The sequence below is a fragment of the Streptomyces sp. NPDC031497 genome (assembly GCF_055580905.1).
Map to the genome: position 1 here is coordinate 16,998 of NZ_JBVIKO010000050.1, position 13,176 is coordinate 30,173.

Below are 13,176 nucleotides of genomic sequence, written 5' to 3' on the forward strand. Positions count from 1 at the left end.
GTTCGGGGCCAGACCGCGTGCCGCTGGGCCGGTGCCGAGGAAAACGTGGGTGCGTCCCACATAGCGGTCCTCGTCGAAAACGCGCGGCCAGCCACCATGTGAACCTGCATATGTCGGCCGCGAAGCTTTCCAGCAGGAGGCCGCGACGCCCATTATTGGGGCAGTCGTTCCGAGGTGCCGTCGCCACACCACAGCCACTGGCATCCGTAGACGGCCTTCCACAGTCCAAACTGTTCGGGCAAGGCACGTCACTGCCTCCCGGTCCGGACCCCGTACACATCCCTCGCCTCCTGGTGATCCCGCCACCCTCCACAACGACCGCTACTCACCGGCACTGACACAGCCAGGCAGCCGCTCCCACTCACCCTCCGCCAAGCCACGCCGCTCCATATCCGCCTCATGACTCCACAGAGCAACAGTTACATGACCAGCCAGACAAGTCCGCGCACGTGATCGGCCCCACAAAAAGCCTCTCGCCCCTCCACAACAGCCTTCCTTGCTATTACGCCGTAAAGATCCACGGCAGGGACTCGTCTCCCAAGAGTTGGCCGGGCTGAGTACGCGGGGTCCACGTAGCTCCACCACGAGAGCGGTGGCAGTCTGTGGACATGCTCGAGGCGCGTGTCCGCCACGCGCGCCGGACGACTACTCCGGGAGGCGAGCGAAGCCGTCCTGACGCTGGCTGAATAGGCAGCAACTCCCAACCTTTTCAATCCTCGACGTCGGTCGCTAACGTCATCATCGACCGCCTCGACCCGTCGCTCGTCCCGTGCGACCTCACGAGCTGTTCCGCAAAAACACCGTACTGATTCCGGAACGGCGGATCTAACAGGCACTCGCCCATCCGCCAGATCGTCATCAACCTCCACACCCAGACGCGCTTGAGATTGCGCATGACCGACAAGCACTTGCCCAGCTAGGGGACAGCGGTGGTCTCTCTGCACCCCCGCTGATAGACACCGAGGCCGCGTGACTGCGAAGTGAGACTGCGAAGGTCTCGGGACACGGCACCAAGCACCTGTCGTCAGGACGCGCAGGTTCAGGGTCTCGCCACCAACCGTGAGCAGACCGAACTCTCGACGAACGCAAAGCCGGACCGGCCTGAGGAACTGGTCCGTCGCATCGGGCTCAACCTTTGCAGCCTCAACCAGAAGCTCCCGTTCTTGGAGGCTATTACGGCGTAATAGCCTCCCCGCATCAGTCCTACCAGGGGAGGGCAGCAGATCTGCCGTATGCCAACGTCCGGAGGTCTGAATCTTCGCCTGACTGACACTTCGGTTGTCCTCGGGTGGAATCGTCGGCCTGCCGGGCGATGCCGCTTGGCGCGTGACCGGTCGGGTGACTGTCACTTCATAGGAGCCCGGCCAAAGGTCCCATCACTGTCTTGTCCGTCTGCCCGACCCATCACATACCCTCCCGCACGCGAGAGTTGGAAGGACAGCGTGACAGCAGGCGAGATAGGCGTCTTCGGCGGGATCGACACGCACACCGATCTCCACCAGGCCGCAGCCATCGACAGCCTCAGCTGTTACCTGGCCACCGAGCAGTGCGAGACCACCCCCGAGGGCTACCAGCGGCTACTGGACTGGATGCGCTCGCACGGCAACGTCCCGGCCGTCGGGGTCTAGGGCACCGGTACCTACGGCGCCGAGATCGCCCGGTTCCTCACAGCGAACGACGCCACCGCGGTCGAGGTCGACCGGCCGGACCGCAAAGCCCGCCGGGACAACGGCAAGTCCGACCCCGTCGACGCCTACGCGGCGCAGACCGCGGTCCTGTCCAGCCGTGCCGGCAGGCCCCCAAGTCCCGGGACGGCATCCGAGAGGCCATCCGGACCTTGCGGGTAGTCCGTAAGAGTGCGGTCAAGGCCCGCACCCAGACCATCAACCAGATCCGTACCCTGATCGTCACCACACCCTCCGTGCTGCGGGACAAGCTGCGCGGGCCGCCCACACGCCAGCTGGGCGACGACCCGGCCCGCTCCCGCCCGACATGTGAACTCGCCGACCCCGCCCACGCGGTCCGCATCGCACTGAGACGTCTCGCCCGCCGCTACCAGTAGCTCGATGAGGAGATCAAGCACGCGGACCGCGAGATCGGACCGCTGGCCACCCAGGCCGCCCCACAACTGGTCGTCCTGCCCGGCATCGGCCCCGAGACCGCCGGGCAACTCCTGACCAGCGCGGCGGACAGCCTCCGCTCAGAAAAGGCTTTCGCGTACCTCTGCGGGGCTGCCTCAATCCCGGCCTCATCCGGCCGGACCAACCGCCATCGCCTCAACCGCGCCGGCGACCGCCAGCCCAACAACGCGCTCCACACCATCGTGCTGGTCCGTACGTCTCTCGACACACCGCCCAGGGCATGGCCAAGAAGGACATCGTCCGATGCCTCAACCGATTCGTCGCCCGCGAGGACTACAAGCACCTACCCCATGTAATCCATCCCACCGAACCGCTCCCACAGGTCGCTTAACGATCTAAAGGAGCTTCAGTGCGCCTTCGATGGATCGACGCCCGCCACCGCAGGTTCGCCGACATCCGAGTCACCCTAAACTGTGTGGCAACCTCCCCATCACCTGCCCGAGCCCCGACCAGACCGGCTTCAACTGACCTGCCCACGCCGAGACCGCTCCACGGCCGCCAATCCACGCCATCGGCGCACCTCATCCTCCCGGTGCAACGCGACCCGCGACAGCCGTCATGACCCGACGTAACCTGCACCGCTAATGATCTCAAGTGACAGTGTGCGATCGCGGACGTAGCAAACCCCGAAGCCTGTGGATCTCGCTCCAGATAGCTTTGTCAAGGCCGGTAGTTGAGTATTCGGTCCGTGTGAAGACATCACCGTGGATCGTGCCGGACCAGGAGTTGTCGTACAGGATCCAATGCATGCTGCACATAGGGGGCAATGAAGGGCAAATTCGAAAAACGGCGTCTGCCACGGTACCTGGCGAGACGTCAGCAACGGCGGCTCTCTCGCCCCGGCGAGTGACATCCCGCTATGGCTCCAGGAGTACGACGTTGTCGACGCCTCTGCGGACCGCAAGACCCATAGAATGGTCATCGGGGCGGCAGTTTCTGACGCTGGGGGAGCCAACCGTGACATGGCTCGTCGCCAGCCGCGAGCTGGAACAGGGGTGGGTGTCGTCCCACGCACTGATTCTGGTAACCGCTGTAGACCCAGTCATCAACCGCTGCAGGTGGAGCAGACTGCAGCTGCGCCGCCGGTAGCTAGTGCAAGAGGCGAGCACCTGGAACGCAGGCGATATACCTGTAACCGTCTTCAAGGCATCGCGCTCACACCTCCGACCTTCGCGTCAGGCACCGAGGGACACCGAAACCGAAGGCATTGACAGACTGCTGATGAGACGCTGCTTGCGATTCCGGCTTCACCCGACACCAGAACCAAGCGTCGCGAGCTCTTCATGAAACTCCGGACCAAAAGACGGCAAGGGTCCGGCAGCCGCCGGGCGTAAGGACCGGGAGAGGCTCACCTCCGGCAAGAACAAGCAGAACACCGTCAAAGCCATGGTGGTCACGGACGAAAACCGCCGTCTGCTGTTTTGCAGCACAACCAGGTCTGGCAGCTGCGTCAACATCACACATGCTCGCCAATCAAGGCTAGTCAGGCTCCTGGCCGACGGTCCCGCGGTGGATATCTCGCGGATGCCGACTACCAGAGCCTGGGAGCACAGACCCGGGGGGACGCGTGGTGACGCCACCGCACGCAAGTTCAGGAGCAATGGTCCGAACCAATATGAGGAGATGTAAGACTGTCAGCGCAAGACCCATCCCGATCGAGTAAGAGAGCAATCGTCAATACCTGTGGATGAGTTCCGACTTCAGCTTCGCGTTGGCGTGAGTCTGGCGAGTCCTTCGATGCCTGCGAGTTGGCCTTGGAGGGCGGGGTCTGGCCCCGGGGCGGTGACCAGGAGGAGCACGGGCAGGTCGGGGTGCTGCTCGTCGTAGAGGTCGTTGTCGCCGTCGTCGCCGCGTATGGCGTTCGGCTGAACCTGGAGGCGGGTGGCGTCGTCGAGTGTGGCGAGCAGGTAGATGCCCAGGTAGTCGCTGTCCCGTTCGACGAAGACTGTGCCAAAACGACCGGTCAGTAGGTCGGCAAGCTGCCTGGCGGTGTAGGTGCTCGTGCCGTATGTGTCGAAGGCGGTCATGGTTGGGTGTGCTCCTCAGGCTGCGAGGGTCTCGTCGCGTTCCACCAGCAGCCCGCGTTCGATACGAGCGCCAGCGCGGACGAGCGGGACGAGGTGGGATCCGGTGATCGCCCGCCAGCGGACCTGGGCGGACTCGACGAGCTTGGACACCATCGCGAGGGCTGCGGCCGGGCTTCCGGCGCCGCGGGTGACCTTGGTGCGGAGCTTGACCGTGGAGAAGGTCGACTCAATCGGGTTCGTGGTCCGCAGGTGGATCCAGTGCTCGGCCGGGAAGTCGTAGAACGCCAGCAGTTCATCGGCGTCGTCGGTGATCTTCCCGACGGCCTTGGGGAACTTGGCGCCGTACGTCTTCGCGAACGCCTCGATCGCCTTCTCGGCGTGCGCGCGGTCCTCGGCGTTGTAGATCTCCCGCATCGCCGTCGTCGCGCCCGGCTGCGCGGACTTCGGCAGGGCGTTCGTGACATTCCGGGCCTTGTGGACCCAGCACCGCTGGTGCCGGGCAGCCGGGAACACCTCCGCCAGCGCCTTCCACAGCCCCATCGCGCCGTCACCGGCGACCAGCTCGGGATCACGCATGCCGCGCCTGCGGCAGTCGCACAGCAGGTCGGCCCACGACTCGGTCGACTCACGCAGCCCCTCGGCCAGCGCGATCGGCTCTTTGGTGCCGACCAGCCGCACACCCATCAGCACCAGGACGCAGGAGTGCGCCTGTCCGAGCCGGACCTTGGGGTGCACCCCGTCCGCCCACACATACACGTAGTCGCTGTCGGCGAGGTCGCGCTGTTGGAAGGCGGTGTGGTCGTCCTGCCACTGCCTGGTCAGCCGGGTCACGGTGGCCGGCGACAGGCCGGCCGCCGAGCCGAGGAACTGCTCCAACGCGGGCACGAAGTCCCCCGAGGACAGCCCGTGCAGGTAGAGCAGTGGCAGCACCTCGCTGACCTTGGGCGACTTGCGGCACCACGGCGGCAGGATCTTCGAGGGGAACCGCATCCGCTTGCCGGTGGCCGCGTCCACCCGCTTGTCGTTCACGCGGGGGGCCGTGACCTCGATGGGACCTGCGGCGGTGGTCACGGTGCGGGGCCGGTGGTGGCCGTTGCGGACCACCATGCGCCGCCCGGCCGCGTCCGTCTCGGCGGCCAACTCGGCTATGTACTGGTTGACTTCGGCCTAAAGCGCGGCGGCCGGCGCCCTCACGGACGATCTCGTCGATCAGGGAGCCGGACTCGGTCGAACCCTCGGCGCTCACTACGCTGAGCATCGGGCATGCCTTTCCGACCCGCGCCGCGAACGCGGGCCTACTCGGTGACCATCACAGGATCATTCGCGAAGGTACGCCCTCTGCGTCCCTCCCTGGACTAATCCACAAGTCCCGAGCATTGCTCCGAGTAAGACATCACTCATCTGAAGAACGGGCCTGCCACCTGAGTGGTGGACACGCTGATACCGGATCTGCTTGATCCGGAGGAAGCGAGAAGACCGCCGATGGCGATGAAGGACTACTCGGACGAGGTCAAGGCCGATGCCGTGGCCCCTGTCCGAGTCCACGCCCCGGGGGACCTGCAAGAGCATCGCCGCCAACCTGGGCATCAACCGGGCCACCCTGCGTGAGTGGGTGCTGCGGCACCGCGAACACCGAGGTGTCTGACCGGCCGCGTCGCCGGCCGGTCAGACCACACCGTGCGCCGATCCGGACGAGCGGATCAGGCAGTTGGAGGCCCGGGGGGCCGAGCTCAAGGCGCATGAGCGGAAGCTGGCGACCGAGCGGGACGTACTCCGCAAGGCGGCCAAGTATTTCGCCGGGGAAACGAACTGGTGAGGTGCCGCTTCCAGTTCGTCGACGACCACCGGGACACTACGAGGTGAAGCGGCTCTCCAAGGTGCTGGACCTGAACCGGTCCGGCTACTACAGGTGGCTGGCCGGCAGGGCGGCGAGGGCACCCGGCAGCGGGAGGACCGGCTCCTGGCCGAGCGGATCCGCGAGGTCCATGGCGAGTCCGGCGGCACGTACGGCTACCCACGGGTGACCGCCGAGCTCCGTGTGAAGGGCTTGCGGGTCAACGAGAAGCGGGTCGCCCGGGTGATGCAGACGTTCTCCATTGCTGGCATTCGACTGCGCAAACGGCTCCGGACCACCGTCCCGGACCCGGCAGCATCACAGGTTCCGGACCTGTTCCAGCGGCACTTCACCGCCACCGAGCCCAGGCGGAAATACATGGGCGACATCACGTATCTCCCGTTCGCAGGCGGGGAGTTCCTCTATCTCGCGACCGTTCTCGGCTGCTTCAGCCGCAAGGTCGTCGGCTGATCCATCGCAGCCCACATGCGCACCAGCCTGCTCACCGAAGCACTGCAGATGGCAGCCTCGACCCGCGGCGGCCTGCACGGCCCCGTGTTCCATTCCGACCACAGGCCCCAGTACAACTCCCGGGCCTTCGCCAGCCTCTGCTCCGAACTCGGGTTACGCGATCGATGGGCGCGAGCGGCACCAACGCGGACAACGCGGCCTGCGAAAGTTTCCACCCGCCCCTGAATCGCGAGACCCTCCAGGGCGCCCGCGACTACGGCAACGCCGCCTCCTGCAGAAGGACGGTATCTGCCTGGCTGGCCCGCTACAATACCCGCCGGCCGAACTCCGCCAACGGCCACCTCAGCCCCAACGAATACGAAGGCCGACACCACGCGGCTAAGCTCACACTCGCCGCGTGATCAACGAAGCGTGTCCACCGTCACGGGGGAAGGCCCAACTCTCGCGCGCACGTCCGACACCTCGGCCACATGAGCGATATCGGCCAGGCCGTCGCCGGCCAACGCTCTCCTCAGCAGACCCCCTGCCTGATCCTGGCAGGGCAGATATAGGCGCCGAACCCCGCCGAGACCCACGACCCCTCACCACCCAGCGTGCACGAGCTCGTAAGGCAGAGCCCCACCGGCAGCCGCATAGCAAACCCGTCGTCCGCACCAACCGAGAACGATCTGTCATACCGACTATCCTCAACCACCAGACCCACGGCGGCCACGGAAACTATCACCCGCCTGTCGGTCGCAAGCCAGCCAGCCATCGGGACTGAAGCCTGGCCGGACAGACTCGCGAGCGTTTGAGGGCGGCATCCAGCCAGCGGGCGGCGGGCGCGCGGAGACATTGCCAAGCAGAAGTCATGGGGGAGCGCGGATGACACAGCTTCCCCACGCCACCTCGCCGTTTGAGTCGCTTCGGTCGCTTGAGTCGCTGAGCAAAAGTGGTGGGAATCAGCGACTCAGAGGCGTCAGCGACTGAAAGAACAGCGACTCAGCGACTTTTCGGTCGCTGGGTCGCTGTCAGAAAAGCGCAGGTCAGCTGGTATGGGGAGGCGGAACAGCGACTGAAGCGACTCAAGTTACAGGTATATGAAGACATTCGTGTGTGCGCGTGTGCGTGATATATAGGGACATTGAGTCGCTTCAGTCGCTGTTTGAACCCTGGGACGTGCTCTGACCTGCGGCAATGCTGTAGCGATCAGAGAGCGACCGAAGGCCCCTCCAGTCGCTGGGCCACGCGTTCAGTCGCTACGGATCTCAGCCCCCGATCTCTAAACCCGGTACGACACGACTGACATCGAGTTTTGCGCGGCCTTCACAACTCGCGTCACTTGCGTTCGCTAGGCTGTGTCCGTCGTTGAGTCGCTTCAGTCGCTGATAGGGGGTCCGAATGTCTGCTGAGCTGCGGTTTTTTGCCAGCGACTCAGAGTCTCTGCCCCCCCAGACACGTGGACTGCCCCGGTCGCTGGCAACCGCCCGCTGGTGCGCCCGACGCGGTTGGCCCGTCCATCCGCTGGCTCCAGGCCGTAAGACGCCCACCGCAAACTGCCCGGACTGCCGTCGGGTCTCTCACGCTCCGGCCAACTGTCCCTGCCTGCAGTCAGGTCGTGCTTGCCATGGTTTCCACGCTGCGACGCTGGACCAGCGTCGTATCGATTCATGGTGGGGTCAGTATCCGGAACTGGGGGTCGGTATCGCCTGTGGCCCGGCAGGTCTGGTTGTGATCGATATTGATGCTCACGAGGCTGAACCCCCAGCCCGGGACCGCCTCCTGCCGGGCATTCCGATCGCCGACCACGTCGACCTGACCGGCCTGGCCAACGGATACCACACGCTGGCCGTGCTGGCCGCTCTGCGGGATCAGCCGAGTCCCGCCGAGGATGCCTCGACGCTACGGGTCCGCACGCCGTCTGGAGGCCTGCACGTCTGGTACAGAGCCACTGACAACCGGCGGTGGCAGTGCTCCGCTGGATCGAGCGCGGGACGGGCACTCGCGTGGCAGGTAGACGTGCGCGCCCACGGGGGTTACATCGTCGTGCCCGGTACAACGACCGCCGCTGGCACCTACGTCGCTCTCGGTGAGGTACGGGAGCCGGCCCCCCTCCCGTCCTGGCTGGCTCAGGAGCTGGAACGTACGGGCCATTTGCCCCCGCTCAGCATCCCTGCGCCCCGCCCAGTCCCTCCCCGTGCTCAGCAGGCTGTCCTGGCGGCCGGTGGTGGCCGTGAAGGCCTTAGAAGTGCCGTAGCAGCCGTTCTCGCGCCCGTTGAGGAGTGTGGACGTGTCACGGAGGGCGCCGGGTTCTCAGACGCGCTGAATCGGGCGGCATTCACTCTGGGCGGCCTGGTCGGCGCGGGCCGTATGACCCGAGAGGAAGCCGAGAGGGTTCTCCTCGAGGCAGCAGCGGTGGTCCGCCCCGGTCAGGAGCGCCGCTCCGAACAGATCGTCCGCAGTGGTCTCACCGCAGGTTCTGCGAAGCCGCTGCACGCTCAGGGAGGGCGCACATGACGTCCTCTCGCAATGAAACCCTGTTCGACTTCGACCCAGAGGCTGTGGCGGCACAGATTCGTAGCCAGGGACAGATTCCCGTTCCCGCACAGGTGGATTCGGAACGAGTTGACGCGGGGGAGGCGACCGCTGGCGGCCTGCTCCCGGACACCCTCTCCGACAGGGGAAATGCGAAACTCTTCGTCAAGCTCTACGCCAATGACTACCGGCATGTGCCGGGAATCGGCTGGTACCGGTGGGACACCACCCGATGGCAGATCGATGAAGACGACACCGTGCTTTGGGCCGCGGGTGACCTCGCGGAGAACATTGCCGTTCATGATGCCCGGGGCCTCTTCCCCCACCAGGCGCTGAACCAGCACAGGCGGCGGGCTCTGTCGACCACAGGTATCAATGCGATGCTGACGCAGGCCAAGTCAGCTCCAGGCATGGTCCTCAACGCCGCGCTCCTCGACGCAGACCCTTACGCGCTCTGCACGCCCGACGGGATCGTCGACCTGCGGACGGGACTGACTAAAACTCCTGACCCCAACAAGGACTTCCACTCGCGCTCCACGGCGGTCGGTCCTCGTCACGTGGCCACCCCCCGCTGGGACCGTTTTCTCTTCGACACCTTCGGCGACGAGGCTGAGGGCGGCGAGATGATCGATTATCTGCAGCTGCTGCTCGGGTATTCCATCACCGGTGACGTGGGCGGCCAAGTGCTGCCCTTCCTGTTTGGCTCGGGCAAGAACGGCAAGTCCGTGTTGCTGGACGTGCTCATGAAGCTGCTGGGTGACTACGCTGACGCCGCACCGCCAGGTTTCCTCATGGCCCGCCCGTACGAAGGACACCCCACCGACCTCGCCGAGCTGCACGGTCGACGGGTCATCGTTTGCTCAGAAGTCAAACCGGGCGACCGCTTCGACGAAGCGAGAGTGAAGTTGCTTACCGGCGGTGACCGCATCAAGGCGCGCCGAATGAGACAGGACTTCTTCAGTTTTCAACCGACGCACAAGTTGTGGCTGCTGGGCAACCACCGTCCTGAGGTCGGAACCGGCGGATTCGCGTTCTGGCGTCGTATGCGCCTCATCCCGTTCGAGCGTGTGGTCTCTGACGACCGTAAGATCGACAACCTTGCCGACATCCTGGTTACGGAGGAAGGACCGGGAATCCTTGGCTGGCTCATCGACGGTGCTCGCCGTTACCTTGCTGGAGCCAGGGATCTCACAGGGCCCGAGCGCGTGCGTATCGCCACCACCGCCTATGCGGAGACCGAGGACCATACGGGGCGTTTCTTCGAGGAATGCTGTGTTCTGGATCCTCAATCCCGCGCCGAGCAAGCCGGTCTCTACGCGGCCTACAAGTCCTGGTGTCACAATGAGGGTGCACCCCCCATGACCTCCCGGGCCTTCGCGGCCCGGGCGCGTGAGTTGGCGGGGCTGGCGTCGCCCAAGGAGATGATCCTGTCGAATCAGCGCAAGTACTACCCCGGCATCGGACTACTCACCTACCAGGAGCGGGAGGTACAGGCATGAGCTCCCTGATCACTGAGGACGAGATCAGCCATGAGACCGAACTCGTCTGGCTGGAGGATGTCGGGAGCCTGGACTACGTGCGTCAGAGCCTCGACAGGCTTCCTACTCGACGTGGCAGGCCGGCGTACCACCGTGATGGACGGATGGTCGGGTACGCGCTTCTCGGTGCCGGAGCCAAGCCCTCACGATCCTCCGGCACATTCCGTCGCCGGGTGTTCTGGCTGCTTCCTCACGACAGGGACAGCGCGCCGGCGGGCTTGTACGCCACTGGCGCGCCTGCCGAAGCCGTTGACCCGCGCACGCTGGCCGCGCGAGTCAAGGGCTACAAGACCGAACGCTCGGAGGGTGGCCCGCCGTCTACAGCGATGCGCGAATTGGGCATAACTCTCCCTCTGTGACATATATGTGAAATGAAGTGGGCGGTGGCTTCTGCCACCGCCCACTTCATGTGTCGGTCGGGTTCGTCGCCTCCGGTACGTCCTCGAAGCTGGTACACGCCGTGCAAGCAGTGACGGGGCCTGCACGGATTCCCGTCCGGAGCATTGCCACGGGCGTTCCGACCGTGGTTTTGCGTATGAACTCTGCCGTGTTCGAGCAGGAACTTCGCGCTCCGTCGCCTCAGTCCTGGGCAGAAGCCGTATCTTCGGATGAACTTTCGTCCGGGGGGTTGACAATCACGGCGTACATGACTGACCTGACTTGCTTCCGGCGCTCGATGAGCCCTTTCGCCACGAGTCCTTCCAACGTATTGCGTACGACCTGAGGTGTCGGAGTCCGGTCGGGATACGTGCTGAGGAGTTCGTCGCGCAGTTCCTTCGCGAGGCGTGGCTCGTCATGCCTCTTGAGAAGACCCAGAAGAAGATCTCCCAACAGCGGACCTCGCCCGCCCTGCGCGGGTGCCTGCTGCTGTCCGGTGCTCCGGGCACGCGTGCGTCTCGTCCGGTGTGCATGTGTGCCGGAATCCTGGGAGGCAGGTCCTGGTGACCGGAGTGGTTGGCCGCCGTGTGCCTGCTCAGGCACCGCAGTGGATTCCTCAGCAAGACTGAGGATGTTGGCGAGCAGTTTCTCCTCTTCCTGCAGTGATTCGATCTGACGCGCCAATTCTTGTTGCCGGCGACGGTTGTCCTCAAGGTCCAACGCGGCTTGCTCCATGTACCGCGATCGGACCGTGGTGCCGGCTGACTTGTCGGGCACAGCCTTCACTCCCTTGTGTGTGGATGACCTGCGCATCGTACTCAGGGCAGCGCACACCGAACTAATGGGAAGCAATGAACGACCGAGGAGTACGGCGCACACCCGACTCAGAGGCAGGGCGCGCAGTCACTGCAGGCGCGTGAAAGTGTGTAAGGGCGCCGGACACCGGGGGAGTGGTGTCGACTGGGCTCACTTAAGGATCAGTGGAGGGGAACGAGGAGTGCTCGTCCCCCTCCATGCAGGTCATCCACAACCCGACGCCCCATTGTTGCCCCCTGGCGGGACCGCGCGGTGCACGCAGAGAGGGTGCCTGCGTGTTCAGGCATCCAAGGTGCCTGAACACGCAGGCACCCAAGGTGCTTCGAACCTCAAAGCGCTCTACCTCGTGGTGAATCAATCAATACTAGAGGAGCGGTATATCCCGATTTACACGGGAGGAAGTAGGTTTGCGGTGAGTTCCGACCAGTTCAGCAGCTCTCCCTCGCTCCCCGCGGGGACGATGGCGTACGTCCGTTCCAGCCACATACGGACTCCTGCAAGATGCGCTGCGAACGTGGCGTGTCCTTGGGGGCGCTGCAGCCTCATGTACAACAGGGCGTCGTCGTGATCCGATCGAGAGGGCCATACCTTGAAGTCCCCCTCTCCGCTTAGGCCCGTAGTGCCGGCGTGCAGCAGATCTCGGCCGATGATCCAGGTGACAAGCACGTCATCGGCTGCGAGAAGATCCATTCGCACCGCGAAGGGATCTTCGACGCTGTAGCTAAACCTGCAGTCGATCCCGCTGCGCTCCGGTGGCGCCGACAAGAGATGGATCGTGGTGAGCAGCTCCGTCGAAGCGGTCGGTATCTTGCGGTTCTGTCCGGATTGTCGTTCATAACTGTTCATGTGAAAGGGTCTCCTGACGCCAGACGGTATGTGCGTACGTGTGTGCTACCTGTTTCCGGCTGGTGGCTTTCCCCGGGCTTCGCGTGCTGCGCTCTGCCTGATGGAGCGTCGCTCCTGCTCACTGAGGCCGCCCCACACACCTGACTCTTCGTGATGGCTGATGGCCCAGTCCCGGCAGCTGCTCCTGACCGGACATCGATGGCAGACGGCCTTGGCCTTGGCGATCTGTGCCAGTGCGGGTCCGGAGTCTCCTATGGGGAAGAACAGCTCGGGATCCTCGGACCGGCAGGTTGAGTATCTGCGCCAGCCGAGTCCGGGCTTCGCGGGCGTTACCGGCTGGACGGCCGTCGGGTCTTCCAGCGGGGGACAGGGCCGCGAAAGGCCAAGTGTCTTCATCAGTGCCTCGGTCAGGGGTCGGTCTGGTTAGCCATCTGCGTGTTTTGACGAGCCTTCCGAACCTGGCTGTATGCCGCATCTGTCGTCTGACTAACTGTCGAGTCCGGAAGGTTATCGACCGAACGTGCTGATGCCGGTGCGGGGGGGGGGGGCCCCCCCTCTTTTCTCTCCCCACCGAGACCCCCAGAGAGAGGGTCCGGCGGGGGGGTTCCCCC

At 64.8% G+C, this 13,176-nt stretch carries 10 protein-coding genes and 3 pseudogenes; 8 read left to right on the top strand and 5 right to left on the bottom strand.

Going from position 1 to position 13,176, the window contains the following annotated elements; translation table 11 throughout:
- Positions 1–1,442: 1,442 nt before the first annotated feature.
- The 4 genes and pseudogenes from ACZ5K7_RS47455 to ACZ5K7_RS47470 form a co-directional block, all read left to right on the top strand.
- Positions 1,443–1,628, top strand: coding sequence for a hypothetical protein (locus tag ACZ5K7_RS47455; protein ID WP_468924728.1), 186 nt, complete (start codon positions 1,443–1,445; stop codon positions 1,626–1,628).
- Positions 1,629–1,837: 209 nt separating this feature from the next.
- Positions 1,838–2,062: a hypothetical protein gene (locus ACZ5K7_RS47460; protein ID WP_468924730.1), complete on the top strand. Its 225-nt coding sequence runs from the start codon at positions 1,838–1,840 to the stop codon at positions 2,060–2,062.
- A gap of 111 nt (positions 2,063–2,173) precedes the next feature.
- Positions 2,174–2,437, top strand: a complete 264-nt coding sequence (locus tag ACZ5K7_RS47465; protein ID WP_468924746.1) for a transposase — start codon at positions 2,174–2,176, stop codon at positions 2,435–2,437.
- Between the two features lie 1,069 nt (positions 2,438–3,506).
- A pseudogene (locus tag ACZ5K7_RS47470) lies at positions 3,507–3,770 on the top strand (transposase family protein); the annotation flags it as partial.
- A gap of 71 nt (positions 3,771–3,841) precedes the next feature.
- Here the strand turns inward: ACZ5K7_RS47470 and ACZ5K7_RS47475 are convergent.
- Together ACZ5K7_RS47475 and ACZ5K7_RS47480 are read right to left on the bottom strand one after the other, a co-directional pair.
- A complete protein-coding gene (locus tag ACZ5K7_RS47475; protein WP_468924732.1) occupies positions 3,842–4,168 on the bottom strand; it encodes a hypothetical protein in 327 nt (108 codons plus the stop codon).
- Positions 4,169–4,183: 15 nt separating this feature from the next.
- Positions 4,184–5,426 (bottom strand): annotated as a pseudogene (locus ACZ5K7_RS47480) (IS256 family transposase).
- 224 nt (positions 5,427–5,650) lie between these two features.
- On the opposite strand from ACZ5K7_RS47480, the pseudogene ACZ5K7_RS47485 reads away from it, so the two are divergent.
- The 4 genes and pseudogenes from ACZ5K7_RS47485 (at position 5,651) to ACZ5K7_RS47500 (ending at position 10,884) form a co-directional block, all read left to right on the top strand.
- Positions 5,651–6,874 (top strand): annotated as a pseudogene (locus tag ACZ5K7_RS47485) (IS3 family transposase).
- 979 nt (positions 6,875–7,853) lie between these two features.
- Positions 7,854–8,969, top strand: a complete 1,116-nt coding sequence (locus tag ACZ5K7_RS47490; RefSeq protein WP_468924734.1) for a bifunctional DNA primase/polymerase — start codon at positions 7,854–7,856, stop codon at positions 8,967–8,969.
- Positions 8,966–10,486, top strand: a complete 1,521-nt coding sequence (locus tag ACZ5K7_RS47495) for a DNA primase family protein (protein ID WP_468924736.1) — start codon at positions 8,966–8,968, stop codon at positions 10,484–10,486. Before ACZ5K7_RS47490 ends, ACZ5K7_RS47495 begins: the two co-directional genes overlap by 4 nt.
- Positions 10,483–10,884 (top strand): DUF6009 family protein, encoded by a 402-nt coding sequence (locus ACZ5K7_RS47500; protein ID WP_468924738.1) that lies wholly within the window; start codon positions 10,483–10,485, stop codon positions 10,882–10,884. The genes ACZ5K7_RS47495 and ACZ5K7_RS47500 overlap by 4 nt, the downstream gene beginning before the upstream one ends.
- A gap of 220 nt (positions 10,885–11,104) precedes the next feature.
- Here ACZ5K7_RS47500 and ACZ5K7_RS47505 read toward each other — a convergent pair whose 3' ends face one another.
- The 3 genes from ACZ5K7_RS47505 to ACZ5K7_RS47515 all read right to left on the bottom strand — a co-directional run bounded on the left by ACZ5K7_RS47505 (position 11,105) and on the right by ACZ5K7_RS47515 (position 12,961).
- Positions 11,105–11,638: a hypothetical protein gene (locus tag ACZ5K7_RS47505; protein ID WP_468924740.1), complete on the bottom strand. Its 534-nt coding sequence runs from the start codon at positions 11,636–11,638 to the stop codon at positions 11,105–11,107.
- A gap of 468 nt (positions 11,639–12,106) precedes the next feature.
- Positions 12,107–12,565, bottom strand: a complete 459-nt coding sequence (locus ACZ5K7_RS47510) for an SsgA family sporulation/cell division regulator (RefSeq protein ID WP_468924742.1) — start codon at positions 12,563–12,565, stop codon at positions 12,107–12,109.
- Between the two features lie 45 nt (positions 12,566–12,610).
- A complete protein-coding gene (locus ACZ5K7_RS47515; RefSeq protein WP_468924744.1) occupies positions 12,611–12,961 on the bottom strand; it encodes a WhiB family transcriptional regulator in 351 nt (116 codons plus the stop codon).
- Positions 12,962–13,176: the final 215 nt, after the last annotated feature.